The 18,265-nt window shown below is 36.4% G+C and carries 12 protein-coding genes and 1 pseudogene; 6 read left to right on the plus strand and 7 right to left on the minus strand.

Features of this window, described 5'->3' with window-relative positions:
• Window positions 1–29: 29 nt before the first annotated feature.
• A complete protein-coding gene (locus tag ATCC51562_RS07275; RefSeq protein WP_021091702.1) occupies window positions 30–2,117 on the plus strand; it encodes a dynamin family protein in 2,088 nt (695 codons plus the stop codon).
• Entirely contained in the window at window positions 2,110–3,942 is a 1,833-nt protein-coding gene (locus tag ATCC51562_RS07280; RefSeq protein ID WP_021091797.1) for a dynamin family protein, read from the plus strand. The genes ATCC51562_RS07275 and ATCC51562_RS07280 overlap by 8 nt, the downstream gene beginning before the upstream one ends.
• Before the next feature lie 50 nt (window positions 3,943–3,992).
• Here ATCC51562_RS07280 and ATCC51562_RS07285 read toward each other — a convergent pair.
• Window positions 3,993–6,445: pseudogene (locus ATCC51562_RS07285) on the minus strand (molybdopterin-dependent oxidoreductase).
• Between the two features lie 161 nt (window positions 6,446–6,606).
• Here ATCC51562_RS07285 and ATCC51562_RS07290 point away from each other — a divergent pair.
• The 3 genes from ATCC51562_RS07290 to ATCC51562_RS07300 are packed head-to-tail and all read left to right on the plus strand — an operon-like array spanning window position 6,607 to window position 8,092.
• Window positions 6,607–6,900: a putative quinol monooxygenase gene (locus ATCC51562_RS07290; RefSeq protein ID WP_035167564.1), complete on the plus strand. Its 294-nt coding sequence runs from the start codon at window positions 6,607–6,609 to the stop codon at window positions 6,898–6,900.
• A gap of 32 nt (window positions 6,901–6,932) precedes the next feature.
• Window positions 6,933–7,154 carry a hypothetical protein gene (locus ATCC51562_RS07295; RefSeq protein WP_021091847.1) on the plus strand — a complete coding sequence of 74 codons (222 nt, stop codon included), beginning with the start codon at window positions 6,933–6,935 and terminating at the stop codon, window positions 7,152–7,154.
• A 50-nt stretch (window positions 7,155–7,204) separates the two neighbouring features.
• Complete coding sequence (locus ATCC51562_RS07300; protein ID WP_021091817.1) at window positions 7,205–8,092, plus strand: hypothetical protein; 888 nt, start codon at window positions 7,205–7,207, stop codon at window positions 8,090–8,092.
• Between the two features lie 232 nt (window positions 8,093–8,324).
• Here the strand turns inward: ATCC51562_RS07300 and ATCC51562_RS07305 are convergent, their stop codons facing one another.
• From ATCC51562_RS07305 to ATCC51562_RS07335, 6 genes are all read right to left on the minus strand, one after another.
• Window positions 8,325–11,063, minus strand: a complete 2,739-nt coding sequence (locus ATCC51562_RS07305) for a M16 family metallopeptidase (protein WP_021091704.1) — start codon at window positions 11,061–11,063, stop codon at window positions 8,325–8,327.
• Window positions 11,064–11,137: 74 nt separating this feature from the next.
• Window positions 11,138–11,854, minus strand: a complete 717-nt coding sequence (locus ATCC51562_RS07310; protein ID WP_021091561.1) for a transporter substrate-binding domain-containing protein — start codon at window positions 11,852–11,854, stop codon at window positions 11,138–11,140.
• 194 nt (window positions 11,855–12,048) lie between these two features.
• Window positions 12,049–14,001 (minus strand): methyl-accepting chemotaxis protein, encoded by a 1,953-nt coding sequence (locus tag ATCC51562_RS09930; protein ID WP_021091549.1) that lies wholly within the window; start codon window positions 13,999–14,001, stop codon window positions 12,049–12,051.
• Window positions 14,002–14,410: 409 nt separating this feature from the next.
• Complete coding sequence (locus ATCC51562_RS07325) at window positions 14,411–15,184, minus strand: transporter substrate-binding domain-containing protein (RefSeq protein ID WP_021091597.1); 774 nt, start codon at window positions 15,182–15,184, stop codon at window positions 14,411–14,413.
• A gap of 11 nt (window positions 15,185–15,195) precedes the next feature.
• Window positions 15,196–15,924, minus strand: coding sequence for an amino acid ABC transporter ATP-binding protein (locus tag ATCC51562_RS07330; protein ID WP_021091800.1), 729 nt, complete (start codon window positions 15,922–15,924; stop codon window positions 15,196–15,198).
• The gene (locus tag ATCC51562_RS07335; RefSeq protein ID WP_021091602.1) at window positions 15,917–16,627 is read right to left on the minus strand and encodes an amino acid ABC transporter permease; all 711 of its coding nucleotides are present in this window, start codon (window positions 16,625–16,627) and stop codon (window positions 15,917–15,919) included. The genes ATCC51562_RS07330 and ATCC51562_RS07335 overlap by 8 nt, the downstream gene beginning before the upstream one ends.
• A 150-nt stretch (window positions 16,628–16,777) precedes the next feature.
• Here ATCC51562_RS07335 and putP point away from each other — a divergent pair, with 150 nt between their 5' ends.
• Window positions 16,778–18,265 carry a sodium/proline symporter PutP gene (gene putP / locus ATCC51562_RS07340; RefSeq protein WP_021091668.1) on the plus strand — a complete coding sequence of 496 codons (1,488 nt, stop codon included), beginning with the start codon at window positions 16,778–16,780 and terminating at the stop codon, window positions 18,263–18,265.

The raw sequence follows: 18,265 nt of genomic DNA on the forward strand, positions 1-18,265 counted from the left end.
TCTAAAAAATTTCAAAAAAAGAATCTTTAATGGACGAGTTTTTAAATCACGCTTGGCATTTAAATAAAATTTACGCCAATACCGATGCAAGCGTACCTTTTTACCCGGATCTACTGGCACTTCTTTTATCTTGCGATGAGAAAAATTTAGATGAGTTTATGGCTCTTGCCGAGTTTAGAACTATCTTAAAAAAGCTAGGCGTTGGACTTGATATCTTTAGCATACAAAGTGCTCAGCTAGCCACGCTAAAAGCGCTAAATGAGGCAAAAATTTCAAGCGATGAACTTGTAACCCGCTTACAAAAGCTACGTGATGAAAAGATAATTGGCCATGAAAAATTTGATTTTTTAATAAAATTTATAAGCAAAAACTCAAATCAAAATAAAGCAAAAATTTCTAATGTAAAGCCAAAAGATCACTTTCACAAGAGCTTGGATTTTCTAAATGAGATAAATGAAAAAGCAAGCATGCTTGATGAAGATAAAGAATTTTTACTAGCTTTGAAAAATGCCAAGAAAAGATCAAATGAAACGCTTTTTAATATCGCAGTAAGTGGCGTCATAAACTCTGGCAAATCAACGCTTTTAAATGCGCTTTTAAATAAATCCGTCCTTGGCACTTCAAATGTACCTGAGACCATAAATTTAACCATCTTAAAGCACGCATCAAATAGCCATGCAAAGGTAAATTTTTATAGCCAAGACGAGCTAGAAAAGCTTGGACTTTCAAGCGAAAATTTACCAGCTAGTAGCGTAGAGATCAGCCTAGATGAGATCAAAAACTATACATCTTCAAGCTCAAAAACAGCAAATCTCGTAAAAAGCGTTGAGCTTTATGATGACTTGGAGCTTTTAAGAGATAATGTCTGCATTATAGACACTCCGGGCATAGACGATGCGATCGTTTTAAGAGAGCAAATAACTACAAATTTTATGAAAGAGTGCGACCTTTTAGCACATCTCATGAATGCCTCACAAAGTGCAACGCAAAAAGACGCACTATTTTTGAAAAAATGCCTTGAAAACTCGCACATCGTAAGAGTTGCTATCGTGCTAACTCACGCTGATGAGTTAGACGCAAAGGATATTAATGAAACGCTTAACTACGCAAAAAAGGCGATTGGCGAGCAGATAAATGACATTAAGATAGATTATTTTGCCCTTAGTGCAAAGGCTTATCTTGATGGTGCTTTAAATAGTGGCGTGCCGGAGTTTAAAGAGTATCTTTACGATGTGCTTTTTGGTAAAGACTCTAAAAAATCAGCTCTCATTTTAAGCTCATATCAAAAAGAATTGCAAAATATTTTAAAAACAAAACTCGAAGCCGCAAAGGCTGAAATTTTAGAGCTTAAAGCATTTGGTTTAGAGCTAGAAGCTTTGCAAAACGAGCAAGCAAATATCAAAAATTCTCTTAATGAAAATTTCACAAAACTTGAAAGGCTTTTAGAAAGCGAGCTAAAAAAACTAGATGATAAAAATGCAAAAGATATCTATAAAATGGGACTTGAAGCATTACTTCAAAATCTAAACGAAAAGATTAAAAGTGAGATCGCTTACTGCAAAAATAAAAGAGAAAATTTAAACCTAAAACGTCTTACACAAATAGCAAAAACTACACTTTGTGACGGAGTTGCGGCACTTATGAGAGAGGCCAGAAATGAAACTTTGGTGCAGACAAAGTCATGCGAGCAAAATATTGCTTTAAGCTTTGATGGCTTTAAGGTAAGTGAAAATAAAATTTTTAGTATAAATGACTTTTTAAAGCAAATGGGCGTGGAGCTTGATTTTAGTGAGCTTTTAGATGAGCTTGAAGCTAAAATTTTAAGCAAAAATGAGCCAGATGAGGCACTTTTGAGTTTAAGACAAAATTTACTTAACAATAAAAGCATATCGCAGTTTTGTGAGACGCTAACAGAACATGAAAAAAAGCTGCTAAAAGAGCGAGTAAAGATTTATGAAATGAGTCAAAAAGAGGCTTTAAACCAAAGGCTTTTAGTGCTCAATGAAAAACTTAATGAGCTAAATTTACAAAATCAAAGCTCAATTTCAAAGCTTAAACAAAAGACCTCCTTGCAAGATGAAATTTACTCACTTTTAGAGGATATTAAAAATGTTTAATGAGTTTATAAATGCCTACAAAGCGAGATATTTTAAGGTTTTTACAAATGATTTTAAAGGCGAGCTAGCTAGGCTCGTAAATGATCTAAACGATCCTAGCTTGCATATAAGCGAGCAGATAAAAGAGAGCTTAAATTTACTAATAGACACTCTAAATGAGCCACCACTAATAGCTGTTATCGGTCAATTTTCAAGTGGAAAATCAACGTTTTTAAACGCACTTCTTGGTCAAGATATCTTGCCATCAGGACTAACTCCAGTCACCGCAAAAGCTGTGAGGCTAAAATTTGCAAAGATGCCACTTCTAAGCGTGAAATTTATAAATGGTAGCGAAAGCCTACTAGCAAGTAGCGATCTAGCCGAGCTAAATAAGTTAGGCGAGCAAGTTTCTGGTATGACGCTTTATGCGCCAAGTGAAATTTTAAAAGAGATAAATTTCATCGACACTCCTGGCCTAAACTCGCTAAGAGATGCTGATACAAAAGAGACAAAAAATACGCTAAAAAAGGTTAGTGGCACGATATGGCTAAGCCTTGCAAATAACGCCGCAAAGGCAAGCGAGCTTGAAAGTATCAAAGAAATTTTAAAAGCAAATGATCTAAAAGCGATCTGCCTAATCAACCAAAAAGACAAGCTAAGCGAGGAGGAGCTTGAAAGTTTGCTAAAGCACGCTAGGCAAACTTATGGCGAGCTTTTTGAGGATATCATCGCTATCTCATCAAAGCAAGCACTCCTTGGCATCACAAATAATGACAAAAGCTTACTTGAAGCTTCAAATTTTAACGAAGCTCTAAAGGCTATTAAAGAATACTTTTTAGACAAGAGCTTTAAAGAAAATTTCATAAAAGCAAGGGCAAAAAAGATCGTAAAACTCCTAACTAACGAGCAAGAAAAACATCTAGAAATTTATGATAATGCGCGGTTGATTTTAGATGAATTTAATGGCTCATTAGATGAGAGGCTAGATGCGATAAAAGAGGAGTTTAAACCAAAGATCGCTTTAAGATATAGTCAAATGAGTGAAGTCATAAAACTTGCCGCCGATGAGGTATTTAAGCTACTTAAGCCATTTTCAAAGACAAAATTTAACGCTTCAAAGACGCTTTTAAACAAAGAAATTTATAAGCGTGAAAATTTTGAGGTAATAAGTCTTGATAGCGACGAAGTCTTTTCAAAACTTATCTACGAAGATGTAGTTTTTAATAAATTTTTTAAACGCTACAAAAAAGATCTAAAAGAGCTAGAAAATGCAATAACCTCAGCATTTAATGAGCTTTATAAAAATTTAGAGGATAAATTTTTAATATATAAATCTCGCTATGAAAATTACGCTAGCTTTGATGATCAAGTCTTGGCTTATGAAACAAAATCCATAAACACCTATGCCGGACGGACATATGAAAATTTTTTAAGAGAGTATGAAACTGCCAAATTTAAGGCTATACAAAAGGTCTCTTTGTTTTTTGAAAAGCTTGATATAAAGCTAGCCTCAAACTATGAAAACGCACTCAAACTCGCGGTTTATTTTATAAAACAAAAGATAGAAAAGACGCTAGAATCGCATCTGCAGATGAATACGCCACTTTATATTCCAAGTGCAAAAGACGTCTATGAGCGTATGCTTGATGCGTTTAGCCTTTATGAATTTGAAGCTTTAATGTGCTCAAATAGCTCGTTTTTAAATAAAATTTTGCTTGATATAAAAAGAGATTTTAATGAAATTTATACTTTAAAAATAGCAATGCTTGATGGCTTAAAAGAAAGAGTTAAAGAGCAAATTTCAAAGATCGAAGAGCTTTGTGAAAATTCATTATTACTAAGATAAATAAAAATTTTTAAAGCTTAGAAGCTATCCATTTAAGGATAGCTTTTATTTTATGCGTGCATTATGCCGATCTTTGGTGCGTCAAATGCAGTCACGCGCTTTGGCACGCCTTTAAATTTCTCAACATTCACAAGGCTTGTGTGAGCGGTGTTGCTCTGGCTCATCTTGCTTGATGGCACATCTTTTGTGAGCACATTTAAATTTCCGTGCAAGCAAAGGCTCTTTTCGCCCGGTTTTTCAGGGTCGTACCAAGCACCTTCGCTTACTATCACGACATTTTGTGGTACATCCTCGGTCACAAAGGCACCGCACAAAATTTCACCCCTATCATTAAACACACGCACCACGTCGCCCATTTTTATCCCTCTAGCCTCAGCTGTTTTTGGATTTATAAGCACTGGCTCGCGCTCTGCGATCTCGTTAAAGTTGCGAAGCACGGAGTTATTTAGCTGTGAGTGAAGCCTAAATTTAGAGTGCGCGCCGCTAATTGCGATAGGATATTTTTTATTTTTTGCGCCCAGCCACTCAAATGGCTCAAGCCAAGCTGCATGCGGTGGGCAGTCATCATAGCCAAAGCCAGCAACCGTCTCAGAGTAAATTTCTATCTTGCCAGATGGCGTTTTTAGCGGATTTGCCACTGGATCGTCGCGGAATTTCTTGTAGTTTGTAAAGTAACGTTTTTTCTCATCGACCTTGTCAAATCTAAAATATCCCTTCTCCCAAAATTCCTCAAAGCTAGGCATGTTCTCATACCCAAGCTCGGTAGCCTTTTTAACGGCATCTTCATATATTGTCTTGACCCACTCTAGCTCGCTTTTGCCCTCGCTAAATGCCTCTTCTCTGCCCCACTCTTTGGCGATCAGTCTTGCGATCTCGAAGTCACTCTTACTCTCACCAAATGGCTTAACAAGTGGCTTCATCGCAAATAGATACTCACTTGTAGAGTTTGCCATTTCGATGTCTGTTCGCTCGTACTCAAGCGCAGCTGGCAAGACGATGTCGCTAAATTTAGCCGTGCTCGTCCAAAATGGCTCGCAAGTGATGATAGCATTAACATTTCGCATAGCTTTTATCGCTCTATTTGCGTCAGGATGCCTTGTGAAAGTCGAGCCATTTGCGTTAAACATCACTCTGATCTTTGGCAGTTTATAGCTCTTGCCATTTCTTGTTATCTCTTTGCCTGGCTTAAGAAGTGCATCTATTAGCCTTGAGTTTGGCATTTCGTAGCCCTTTGTCTTTGGTACCAGCCCGCTATCAATAAATTTTTGAGGTACCTTCGTCTCAAACGCCGCTAGTTTAGGCGCTATGAAGCTTTCATCAGCGTTTTTGTGCATGCCGTCATTTGTGACAAAGCCACAACCCTCTTTGCCGATGTGGCCAAGCATCGCATTTAGCGTCACAAGCGCCCAGTATGCCATCTCGCCGTGATCTTGTCTTTGAATGGCGTAGCCACTAATTATCACTGAATCATTTTTAGCTAGATCCTCGCTAAATTTCGCAAGATCTTGCTCGCTCACACCACAAATTTTGCTTGCCCAAGCTAAATTTTTATTTACCCCATCAGTTTTGCCAAGCATATACTCTTTAAATTTATCAAAGCCAACTGTGTATTTTTCTATAAATTCTTTGCTGTAAAGTCCCTTTTCATAAAGGTAGTTACACATACCTATCATCATCGCCGTATCGGTGCAAGGCACGACTTCAAGGTATTTTGAGTCAAAGTATTTTGCGCTATCGTTGTGATAAACATCGACGCTATAAATTTTCATCTCGCCGCTCTTGCCTTTTTTCTGATCTCATCATAGTATTTATATGAGTTGTGAAGCGGCACGCCAATGGCGATCTTGTTTGAAACTACTGGGTTTGTGCCCCAAAATACGATCGTTTTGGCATTTTTTAAGATCGCCTCCCACTTTGTTGGCGCTAGCGCAGGATCGACAAAGCCAGTGACGTGAGGCATGATGACAGTCGCTGCGCCGTAGGAGTAGCCACCTAGCTCATTTACGTAGCCACCAAGCACGTTAAGTAGCCTTTTTGCGGTCTTTTGGCTGTGACCAACCTTACCAAGGCTACCCCACTGATAAACCTGCCCATAGATCGCTTCAGCGCCGTATTTATCAAAATTTTCTTTTAAAATTTTTGCACTTAGCTTTATAGCCTCGTCCCAGCTCACACGCACAAATTCCTCTTTGCCACGAAGCTCTGGTTTTGGGTTGTTTGGATTGGCTAAAAAGCTCTTTCTAACAAATGGATATTTTACTCTGCTCTCGTTTTGGATATAGTCAATGACTGCGTTATTTAGCTCATTTGGGCACGCATCGCCCTCAAATGGCACGGTCTCGACCACGCGCCCTGCGATAGTTCTTACATAAAATGCGCCAAATTTATTTGCGCTTAGTCCGCTTTTTTTGTCAAATAACGCTTGTTCTGCACTTCCAAGCTCGTTTGCTTGAAGGCTAGCCGCGCCTAATGCGCTTAATCTTAAAAAGTCTCGTCTTTTCATTTTCTCTCCAATTTTGGTTAAATTTATTGTTTTTGGTTGGTTTTAGAAATTATAAATTTAGGGTTTTGTATCATTTCATCGTTTAAAGGCCTTGTAATGTAATACGCAAACTTGCGTCTAAATTGCGCTATTTTAGCCAAAAATTTTTAAAGGATGGGCAGATGATTGGATTTTATGTAAATGTAAAGTTAAAAGCTGGGTGTGAAGCAAAATTTGAAGAAATTTTAAAAGAGATCGTGCCAGCTTCAAGAAAAGATAAAGGCTGCATAAGCTACGAGTGTGGCATAGTTGCGGGTGGTAAAAACGAATACTGCTTTATGGAAATTTGGGAAGATCTTGCAAGCCAAAAAGAGCATATGAAAAGCGCTCATATGGTGAAAAATGCAGCCGCGCTGGAGGCTTGCAAAGAGAGCCAAGATGTAAAAATAGTAAATTTTGTAAGCGTAAAGGAATAATATTTGCTTTAAAAAGGGCAAAATCCACAAAAATGAGCGAAGAAAAAATGCTTGAGATGATAAATGCGACTGCTGATATTATATTTATGGCCGTACTTAGGGGACGAGTAAGCTTTGAGGCTTGCAAAAAAGATAGGGAATTTATCGACTCTTTAAGAGAAGAGCTACTTGGTAAAAATCCAAATAAATTTAAAATCGCCCAAAACTCATACCAAATGATCGCTATTTTTGAAAAATACCGCAATAAAAAATAATCCACTTAAAATTTAAATCTGTTTGCCGATATTGTGTTAAAGGATTTGACATGATAAACGCACTAAATGGACTTAATCAAAGCTTTAACTATCAAGACACTTTTAGTAAGCGCCAAGCCACAAATGCAAATTTAAATAAAGTAGAAATTCCCACCAAAACTGCGGACATCAAGCATCTACCACTCTCTGGCTACTCATCAAATGATAAAATTTCTATCTGGGGCAAGATAAATGGCCTTGATAGCGGAGCGAGCAAAGATGAAATCTCTAGCCTTAAAAATTTCATTGATAGCACGAAGCTTTGGCGACTAAATTCCATCACCACTAGCGAGAAAAACGGCTTTAGCGTAGATGAGTTCATCAAAAATCACAAAATGAACGTAAATAACAAAATAACTAACAATGCTTTTGGTGCTCTTTATCTAAGCCGCGAGGCTACAAATTTGCTAGACTCTGATCTAAGTATCGATGAGTTTAAAGATAAATGGCTGGAATTTACCGCCGAAAGGATACTTGGCGAGCACGCAAATGTGAAAATTTCTTTTAAAGACGGGGCTTTACATTACGAACAAAGCTCGGATAAAAAACGTATAGAATTCTTAGGTCAGCCTATGTTACACCGTGTGAGCTACGCTGATAAAAATAGCAAAGATGAGTTTTTAAAATTTCTAAAAACAAGTTATAAAAAGGGCGAGAGCATCGCCGATGTGCTTCAAAATATCGCTCTTACGCCAGTTAGAGAAAATGGCGATGAAGAGATAGAAGAAGAGAAATTTAAGCCTATGCAAGTTACCAAAAAGAGCGTGACATACACCGATAAAGATATAAAACGTGAGTTTTTTGAGGAATTTATTAGGCGAGAGGTCGAAAATGGAGCGAGCTTTGATGATCTAGTGCAAAAGCTAAACAAGCTAAAGCCAAAGGATATTCTCGCTTAGCTTTGGCTTTAGGCTGAAATTTTAGGGGCTGACTTGATCCGCTAAATTTCCACTTAGGCTTAATTTAAAGAGCTAACTTGACTTCTCAAATTTCTGCTTAGTCTTAAATTTTAAAGAGTTAGCTTTGCTCTTTAAAATTCTATTTATATTTAAATTTCTTGAAGCCAGCTTGGCTCACCAAATTTCTACTCAGGCTAAATTAAAAAGCTAGCCAGCTTTGCCCCTTAATTTTCTACTTTGGATTATTTATACTTATCACCATATTTTTCTCATCAAGATATAGCTTTGCAGCCTCTTTGATGTCGTCATTTGTGATGGCTTTTACCGCACTTATGTACTCATCAGCCGTATAAAGTGGCGTGTTAAAAATTTTATTTGAGATGATGAGCTTTTGCCAAAATTCAGGCTTTTCGTAATCTTTTTTTATAGAAATTTCACTCTGTGCCTTAAAATCCTCCAAATGCTTTGGCAAGATCGCGCCACTACTCTTGATGCTAGCTATTATCTGCTTTATCTCGGTGATGATCTTGTCCGTGTTTGTAGGATCACAAGTAAAACTAATTAGCATATCTGAATGCTCAAAAGGATAGCGTGCGAGCTTGGTATTTAGGCTAAAGCCATATGTTTGGCCCTTATCTTCTCTGATCTTTTCTCGAAGCGCCGTTTTTAAAATTTCACTTAATGCCCTTAGCCTAATCACTCCTTCAAAGCTATATTTCGCATCAGAATTTATGATATTTATGCCAACATCGCTTCTTTTTGTGCTTTGATACTCCCTTTTAAAGGTGTGCTGACCCTTGATACTTCGCACGCCATCGTCTTTAAAATTTTCAGCTTCGCCAAGCTTTGGCAAGGTGGCGATATACTTTTTAACAAGTGGCAAAAGCCTCTGCTCGTCGGTATCGCCGATGATTACAAAAGTATATGAGGCCGCGTTTGTAAATTTATCTTTGATGATCTCTTTTAGCTCATTTAGCTTTAACGCATCGATATCAGCCATCTCAAGCGGCGCGACACGTTTATTGTTTTTATAAAAAAACTTGCTAAATTCGGTACTAAATTTATATTCAGGCAAATTTTGCTCTTTGCTTAGCTCATCCTTTGCTCTTTGCTTTATCCTCTCAAGCACGTGCGAGTCGGCTCTTGGAGCGTTAAATTCTAAATTTATAACAGCTAGCAGCGAGTCAAGGTCGTTTGTACTTGACGAGCCATAAATGCCCTGTGTGAGCACTTCTATGCCCTTTTCATAGCTTACGATCTTTCCATTTAGTGCCTTTGAGAGCTCATAGTTATTAAATTTACCAACACCACTTTCATTTGTGAGCGCCACCGCGAAGCTACCAAGCTTTGGATCAGTCAAATTTGATGTGCCTCCTTTGCTGATGGCCGCAAACAAAACGCTATCTTTTTTGGTAGTTAGTGGCTTAAAGATAACTTGCGAGCCATTTTGCATTTTATAGGTATAAATTCCATTTTTTTCATCAAAGTTTCTTGAGCTTATCTCTTTTGGCTCTAAATTTTCATTGCCTAGGCTCTTGCCGTTGTTGCTAGCAGATAGGTTTGTGTTATAAGCAGGCGCTTTGGCAAAAAGCTTTAAAAACTCATCTTTGCTAAGCTTAAAGCCATCTTTGCTAAAAATTCTTACACGCTCATCAGAAATGGCCAAAATTTCTCTAAATCTAGCATTCACGTCAGCTAATGTAACCTCGTTTAACAGCTTTAAACTAAGCTCTTTTTCATCTTCATCGCTTAACACAAAGCCACCATTTTCTATCATATTTAAAATTTGTCCTGCGTAAGCACTTGACTTTTTAGTCTTTGAGCGTTTAAATTTTGCATATACATTTGCCGCAAACGCCTTTTTTACATCTTCAAAATCATCTTTATTAAAGCCAAACTCTTTAATGCCTTTTATAACGCCAAGCATATCTTTAAGGCTTGCGTTAAAATCGCCTCCAAGCACATTTGTTTCAAAACTATAAATTTTCTGCTTTGCTTGAAGTGTTTGAGCTATAAAATCAGTACTTAAATTTGATGAATTATTTGCATTTTTTTGCTCATAAAGCATATTTATTAGGCTTGCGATAAGTGCATCTTCTAGATTTCTCTTTGCGTCAGCCTCATTTAAAACCGGACTAAATTTATCAAAATAGCTAAGCCTAACTATCTCCATTCCAGTTTCATTTGAGTCATAGTTAAAAATATTTAAACCACTTTTAAAGCTGATATTTTTTTCTGGATGAATGTAAGAATTTGTATTTTTTGCTTGGCTAAAGCTTTTTTCGATTAAGTTTTTTATCTCATTTTTATCAAAGTCGCCAACAGCGACAAAGCTCATAAATCTTGGCTGATAAAGCCTCTCGTAAAATTCTTGCATGTGCTTAGCATCTACGCTTTTGATGACGTTCATATCGCCTATTGGCACTCTTTTTAGATAGATGCTGCCCTCAAAAATATCCTTTACTTGAGCCAAATAAAGCCTATATCCTGGCGTATTTCTCTGACGCTCTTCTTCCATTATGACGCCACGCTCCTTATCAAGCTCCTTAGGATCGATTTTAACGCCATCTATCCAATTCGAAAAGACTTTAAACGTATCTTGTAAATTTTTCTCATTTACATTAATCGTTAAGACATAACTCGTCTGATCGTAGCTCGTCTGCGCGTTTAGATCGGCTCCAAATTTCACACCAAGGCTCTCAAGCTGTTTAATGAGCTCATTTTTACTAAAGTCACGGCTGCCATTAAACGCCATGTGCTCCAAAAAGTGAGCAAGACCTTGCTCGCCATCTTTTTCATCAGTTGAACCAGAATTTATAACAAGATAAAAAATAGCTGTTTTTTGTGGAAATTTATTCTCTTTGATATAGTATTTTAGCCCGTTTTTTAGCTCTCCATTTAACATATCTTTATCGTTTTGAAGCGCAAAAAGACCCATTACTAGGCAAAAAAGCAACAAAATTTTTCTCATTATTTTCCTTTTAAATTTTAATCGATAGACAAAGCAGAATTTAGCATAAGCCTGCAAATTTGCAGGCTAGAAGATTATTTTAGATCGTATTTTTTAAGTAAAGCTTCGCAGCTTCCGTCTTTTTTCATATCATCTAAAATTTGATTTATTTTTTCTATTAACGCACTCTCTTTTCCTTTATCAAAAGCTATTGAAAAGCCCTCACTACCATCAACTTCTTTGAAAAATGCTTCAAGTTCTGGATTTTTCTTGATAAAGCCATATCCGATAGAGCTATCAAGGATGACTGCGTCAAATTTACCAACTTTTAATCCCATGATGAGTGGCACAGTATCTTCTGAAGGCACTACTTTTACGCCATTTATAGCATTTGCTGCTAGCTCTTGGACGGTGCCTTGTTGCACGCCAACTCTTTTGCCAGCTAGCTCTTCTTTAGCCTTTAGTGCGTCATTACCTTTTTTCTTTAGGTAAAGATTTTCAGTTAGATAGTATGGCTTTGTAAAATCAATCGACTTTAGTCTATCTGAAGTCGCACTCATCGCACTTATAATGCCATTTATTTTGCCGGCTTTAAGTGCTGGGATGAGGCCGTCAAAACTCATATTTATGATCTTGTATGAAAAGCCTGCACGCTTTGAAATTTCATCAATTAGCTCGATATCAAAGCCTGTTATTTTGTTGTTCTCATCGATATATTCAAATGGCGGATAGTTCGCCGCTGTGCCAAATTTTAGCTCATTTGCACAAAGAGCAACAAAAGCTGTGAGTAAAAGAGCAAAGATCTTTTTCATAATAGTGTCCTTTAAGGTGATTTAGTGGCTTAATTATCAGTATTTCTCTATTAAAAATTGTTTAAATCCGTAATAAAAGAAAAATGCTATAAATAATCGTATAGCAAAGTAGCATATAAATTTTTATAGATAAGTTCTATCCCTTAATTATTTTAAGGGATAGAATAGTAGGAGCTCTAAGAGTAAGTCAAAGATTAAAATTTATTTTTTCTAACTTCGTTTACTATCGCCTTAGCCATGTCGTCAACATCAGATGTTACTTCATTTGCTTTATTGACAATTACTACATTCTCTTTTGTAAGTGTGTCTATTTGAGCAACTGATTGATTTATCATATTGATTCCTTCACTTTGCTCTTTTATAGATTCACTCATTTCATTGATTGATTGAGCTAGTACGTTTGTATTTGCTTCGATCTCTGTTAGAGATTTTTGAGTTCTTTCAGCTAGTTTTCTAACCTCATCTGCAACAACCGCAAAGCCTCTACCATGTTCTCCTGCACGTGCTGCCTCGATCGCAGCATTAAGAGCTAGTAAATTTGTTTGATCAGCTATATCTCTAATAATAGTTATGATGTTTTTGATCTCATCACTTTGTCTAATAACATCAGATGTTTTTTGAGATATTGCATTCATTGAGCTTGACATTTGCTCTACTGCGGCAGCAGACTCCTGAAGTGAGTTTGCTTGTACATTTGCGCCTTGAGTTAGTTCTTTCATTGACTGACTTAAAGCCTCAGCCTTTTCTTCTAACACATGAGCTTGATCTAAATTTGCTCTTAACATCTTGGCTATCTCTTCACCAAGAGCGTTTATACCAACCGCCATTTTGCCATCATCTTCAAGCCTTTTAGTAAAGTCTTGTTTTTTAAAGCTTTCTAGTAGATTTAACACATCATCGCCATTTTCCGCAATAGCATGTTTAAGTGCGATTTGTAAGTCTTTGAAAGTTTGTTTTAGCTGGCTAAGTGCAGGATTTGAAGTATCTGCGTTAAGCTGAGCTACGTAGTTACCTTTGCCGATTTGATTTACAAAAGTATTTGCTTCTTTAATGAAATTATTTTGTTCAGATAAATTTGCCTCGATTTGTTTGATATTCTCATTTATCAGTGCACTCATCTGTCCGATCTCGTCGCTACCACTACGATCTAAAAATTCAGCCTTATTAGATTTATAATTTAAGAAGTCAAAAAATCTAACTAAGCCATTTTTAGTCTGATCTATACCAGAGATCAGGTTTTTACCTATTAATGTAGATACTAGCAACATAAGCAAAATACAAATCGCAATCACAATAGAACTTATAATAAGTTCGGTATTTGCATCGCCCTTAATACGTCTTGCATCTTTTTGCATATTATCAAGTAGTTTAAGTTCAAGCTCTCTCAATGCATCTATTGAAATGCTTATCTTTGAAAACCAGCTCGCTGCATCATAAGATGCATCTTCAGTGGCAACTACATTTTTAATAATATTTATAGCATCTATAAAATCTGCCTTTTTTCTAGCGATGGCATCAAATTCATCACTAAATTCTTTTGGATTGTATTCGTCAAAGTCCTGCATAAATTTATTTATAACGCTATTTAGTGCAACTACTTTATTGTAGTCCTCTTTGCTTATGCTCTTTTTAGTAAAAACCCCATTTAAAGCAGCACGCAAAATACCAAAAGACTCTTTTATCTCACCAACAATAATGATACGCTTTAGATCATCTACCAAGCTAGGCTCGAGCTTATCGCTATATCCATTTATAGCGATAACCTCTTTTCTTAAAATTTTTGTTATACGACTAATTAGATCATTGCCACTTTTTTGATCTACATTTGAGCGGATACTATTTATCTCTGAAACTATTTCATTTTTCTCCTCAAGCTTATCAAGCGCAGCATCTACTTTTTTACGTTGCTCTAATAAATTTTTATTATCCCCTCCTGCTAACACACCTGAGCTAAATCCACGTTCTTTTTGCATCTCATGGATAAAATTATTTTGATTTATTATTGTATCCACGATTTTCTCGCTAAACTCTGCTTTTGAGCGAGTCTTTAAGATACCATTTAGCATGTATGCACTCATGATACCAAGGCCAATAAGACTGACGATAACTATCGCCATAATCTTTGATTTAATACCTAGATTATTCATTTTCTCTCCTTTTAGTTTTTCTTAATATTTGCTTCAAAAATAAAGTCATACGACTTTAATACTTAAAATTTATCAACCAAAAAATGCATTTGGTTGTTTTTATAAAAAATATTGATTAGTCTATTTATGTAAAATTTTATTTTATATTTGACTTTACTAAATAGTAGGAATTTTTTCTCTTTATCTATGCTAGTGTAGAATTTTTTAACAAAATTGTGATACATGCAAATAGAAAATAGCACATTTAAAATAAATGCCGTTCTCATCCTGAGAAGCTTCATTTTTTCTCCTTGAAAATAATTAAGTCATTTTATTAATTTTACTTTTAAAAGATATTAAATTTTAAAAATTAGAAAAAAGTGAGTTTTTGCAGAGAATTCCTGCTTCTCTGCAAATTTTGTATTTAGATTTATTTCTTTAATCCATATTTATCTAGCATTTTGTCAAATTCACCAGATTTTTGTAGCTCATCGATCGCTGCGTCTATCTTCTTGATAAGCTCAGTATGTTTGCCTTTATCAAACGCCATCGCAAATCCTTCCGTGCCATCAGGAACTCTTAAAAATTCTTCCAAATCTGGATTTTGTTTTAAATATTCAACCCCTATCGGACTATCAGTTAGTACAACGTCGATTTTACCAGCGTTTAGTGACATGATAGCAGCTGCTACATTTTCAGCAGGTATCGCCTTGGCAGTTATGCTTTTGGCTGCTTCTTCTTGCAATGTTCCTACTTGGGCTGAAATTTTCTTATCCTTAAGGTTGTCTTTATTTACATCTGAGCCTTTTTTGCGGATAAATAAATTTTCTGAAAAATAATATGGCTTGGTGAAATCAACCGATTTTCTTCTCTCGTCAGTTGCACTCATTCCGCTTATAGCAATATCGATTTTACCGATTTTTAATGCTGATATCAGTCCATCAAAGCTCATATTTGCAACATCAAATTTTATTCCAGTTTTTTTGGTGATCTCATTTAATAAATCTATCTCAAAGCCAACAATTTTATTGTTTTCATCAAGATATTCAAAAGGTGGATAATCAGCGCTCGAGCCAACTTTATAAACTACATTTTTACTAGCTTCTTCGGCATTATTTACTGCATTTTTTTTGTTAGCGTCATCGCCACAACCTAGTAAAAATAAAACCAAGCTTGCCATCAAAAATTTTAAAATTTTACTCATTTTCTACCCCTTTAATGATTTAAAATTTTGCCTAAAAACTCTTTTAAGCGCTCATGTTGCGGATTTGTAAAGACATTTTTCGGTGTATCGTCAACTGCGATTTTGCCTTTATCCATAAAGAAAATTCTATTTGCCACATTTCTTGCAAAGCCCATCTCATGGGTAACCACAAGCATCGTTATGCCCCTTGCGGCAACATCTTTCATAATATCAAGCACCTCTCCGATCATCTCAGGATCAAGCGCACTTGTCGGCTCATCAAAAAGTATCACTTCTGGCTCCATCGCTAGGCTTCTAGCGATCGCAATACGTTGTTTCTGTCCGCCTGAAAGCTTGTGTGGATAGGCGAATTTCTTATCGCTTAGTCCAACACTTCTTAGCAACTCATCAGCTCTTTTTTCTGCACTTTCTTTATCCAAAATCCCAGCTTTTATTGGAGCTAGGGTTAAATTTTGCAAGACGTTTTTATTTGCAAAAAGATTAAAGTGCTGAAAAACCATGCTCACTTTTTGGCGAATTTTATTTATATCTGATTTTTTATCTAAAATATCTTCGCCATTTATCTTTATGTGCCCGCTATCTGGCTCCTCAAGGCGGTTTATACAACGTAAAAACGTACTTTTACCGCCACCGCTTGGACCAATTATCGCTATAACTTCACCTTTTTTTATATCTACACTAATATCATTTAAAACTCGCAAATCGCCATAACTTTTGTTTAAATTTTTAATCTCAATCATGGCGGTTTAATCTCCTCTCAAGTAGTTTTGTCAAAAGTGTAAAAAATTTAACACTCACATAATAGACAATGCCTGTAAAAATGACTGGCTCTGGACTATAAAAGACCGCTTGCAAGCTCTTACTTTGCATCGTAATATCAACGACACTTATATAACCAACGACTGATGTCTCTTTAAATAACGATATAAACTCATTTGCAAGAGCTGGCAAGATATTTTTTGTAGCTTGTGGAAAAACTATCTCGCGCATCGAAACATAGTAGTTTAGGCCCATCGCACGAGCCGCTTCCATTTGTCCTTTATCGACGCTATTTATGCCACTTCGCACGATCTCGGCCACATAAGCAGAGCTATTTAGTCCAAGTGCGATGAGAGCTACATAAAAATTATCACTCCATGTTGCAAAAATGACAACTGAAAATATTAAAAGTTGAAGTATTACAGGTGTTCCACGTAAGATATCGATATATTCATCAATTATAAAATTTAAGACTTTGATATTTAAAAATTTAATAAACGCCAAGGTAAATCCAAGTGTTATGCCTATGGCAATACCACCTATCGTAAGTCCTAAAGTCACTCCGTAACTTTTGATATAAGCGATCTCTTGAGCCTCACTAAGATCTCTTGGATAGAAAAAATATGCTCCAAGTGAAACGATAATTATAAAAAATAGAAATTTAGCTAAATTTTGAGCCTTCAACTTCGTCCTTCTCTTTAAAATATGGCTTTAAATAATACGAAAAAATTTATATCATTTTGCTTAAAAGCGTTTAAGGATCGGCGCCGAATGTTGTAATTTAAAAAAATTTATATTAACATAAGCCATTTATCTTAATTTGAAAGGAAATTTATGAGCTTTGGGTCTTATTTAGCCATCGCCATCTATTTTGGCTTTTTGCTCTTTATCGGACGATATTTCTACGATAAAAATGCAAGTATGAACGAGTATCTGCTAGATAACCGTCGAATGGGTCCAGTGGTTACTGCACTTAGTGCTGGTGCTTCTGATATGAGTGGTTGGATGCTACTTGGCGTGCCCGGAGCATTATACGCAACTGGCATAGCAAATGTGTGGATGATAATCGGTCTTATCATTGGAGCTTACTGCAACTATTTATTTTTAGCAAAGAGGCTTAGAATTTATACTGAGGTTGCGAGTGATAGCATCACGATACCAGACTTTTTAGAAAATCGCTTTAAAGATAGGACTAAAATTTTAAGAATCATCTCTGGTCTTATCATTTTGATATTTTTCACACTTTATGTAAGTAGCGGCATCATCGCTGGAGGAAAGACATTTGAGAGCTTTTTTGGTTTAAAATTTGCCTACGGAGCGGTCTTTACACTTGTTATTGTGGTCTTTTACACATTTTTTGGTGGATTTAAAGCAGTTAGTATAACTGACGCATTTCAGGGGCTTTTGATGTTTTGTGTCCTAGTCTCGATCCCAGTCGTAGCATATCTAAATTTAGACTTGCCAAGTGATACAAATTTACTAAAAGAGATAAGCAAGCTTGATGCAAATCACCTAAATCCATTTAGAGATCAAACTTTTTGGGGAATTTTAGGACTTATGGCTTGGGGATTTGGCTATTTTGGCCAGCCACATATCATTGTTAGATTTATGGCGATACGCGATTCAAAAGAGCTTGCTAAAGCAAGAAGAATAGGCATTGGTTGGATGAGCATTGGGTTGCTTGGTGCGATTATGAGCGGACTTATCGGCTTTGTCTACTTTAGTCAAAGGGGCGGGCTTAGTGATCCTGAGACGGTGTTTTTAAAGCTTGGCGAGCTACTTTTCCCACCATTTTTTATAGGCATTATCATCTCAGCTGTGCTTTCAGCGATCATGAGTACTATCTCAAGTCAGCTTTTAGTTACATCTAGCTCGGTAACAAAGGATTTTATCTTTGCATTCTATAAAAAAGAGATTAGTCAAAATACACAAACAGCGATCAGTCGCTATGCTGTCGTAGTAGTGGCTATAGTTGCTACTATGCTTGCTTTTATCTCAACAGATAATGTTCTAAAAGTCGTTGGCAACGCTTGGGCTGGATTTGGTGCGAGCTTTGGACCAGTGCTACTTTTTAGCCTTTACTGGAAGCGCATGAGTGCACTTGGAGCATTAGCCGGTATGATAGCTGGAGGCGCGACCGTAATATTTTGGATCACGTCAGGGCTAAACGTTTATGTTTATGAAATTTTACCTGGCATCATAGCGTCTTGCATAGCGATCGTTAGCGTAAGTATCTGGGGAGACGCGATAAATAAAATGACGAGCGAACCTCACGAGCAAGTCATAAAAGATGAATTTGAAAAGATGAAAACAAGGCTTTAA

The organism is Campylobacter concisus ATCC 51562 (assembly GCF_000466745.1).
GTDB classification, from domain to species: Bacteria; Campylobacterota; Campylobacteria; order Campylobacterales; family Campylobacteraceae; genus Campylobacter_A; species Campylobacter_A concisus_B.

Bases quoted from the DNA above. Each gene is read 5' to 3' on its own strand.
- ATCC51562_RS07275 (WP_021091702.1), top strand. From the start codon at position 30: ATGGACGAGTTTTTAAATCACGCTTGGCATTTAAATAAAATTTACGCC.
- ATCC51562_RS07280 (WP_021091797.1), top strand. From the start codon at position 2,110: ATGTTTAATGAGTTTATAAATGCCTACAAAGCGAGATATTTTAAGGTT.
- ATCC51562_RS07290 (WP_035167564.1), top strand. From the start codon at position 6,607: ATGATTGGATTTTATGTAAATGTAAAGTTAAAAGCTGGGTGTGAAGCA.
- ATCC51562_RS07295 (WP_021091847.1), top strand. From the start codon at position 6,933: ATGAGCGAAGAAAAAATGCTTGAGATGATAAATGCGACTGCTGATATT.
- ATCC51562_RS07300 (WP_021091817.1), top strand. From the start codon at position 7,205: ATGATAAACGCACTAAATGGACTTAATCAAAGCTTTAACTATCAAGAC.
- ATCC51562_RS07305 (WP_021091704.1), bottom strand. From the start codon at position 11,063: ATGAGAAAAATTTTGTTGCTTTTTTGCCTAGTAATGGGTCTTTTTGCG.
- ATCC51562_RS07310 (WP_021091561.1), bottom strand. From the start codon at position 11,854: ATGAAAAAGATCTTTGCTCTTTTACTCACAGCTTTTGTTGCTCTTTGT.
- ATCC51562_RS09930 (WP_021091549.1), bottom strand. From the start codon at position 14,001: ATGAATAATCTAGGTATTAAATCAAAGATTATGGCGATAGTTATCGTC.
- ATCC51562_RS07325 (WP_021091597.1), bottom strand. From the start codon at position 15,184: ATGAGTAAAATTTTAAAATTTTTGATGGCAAGCTTGGTTTTATTTTTA.
- ATCC51562_RS07330 (WP_021091800.1), bottom strand. From the start codon at position 15,924: ATGATTGAGATTAAAAATTTAAACAAAAGTTATGGCGATTTGCGAGTT.
- putP (WP_021091668.1), top strand. From the start codon at position 16,778: ATGAGCTTTGGGTCTTATTTAGCCATCGCCATCTATTTTGGCTTTTTG.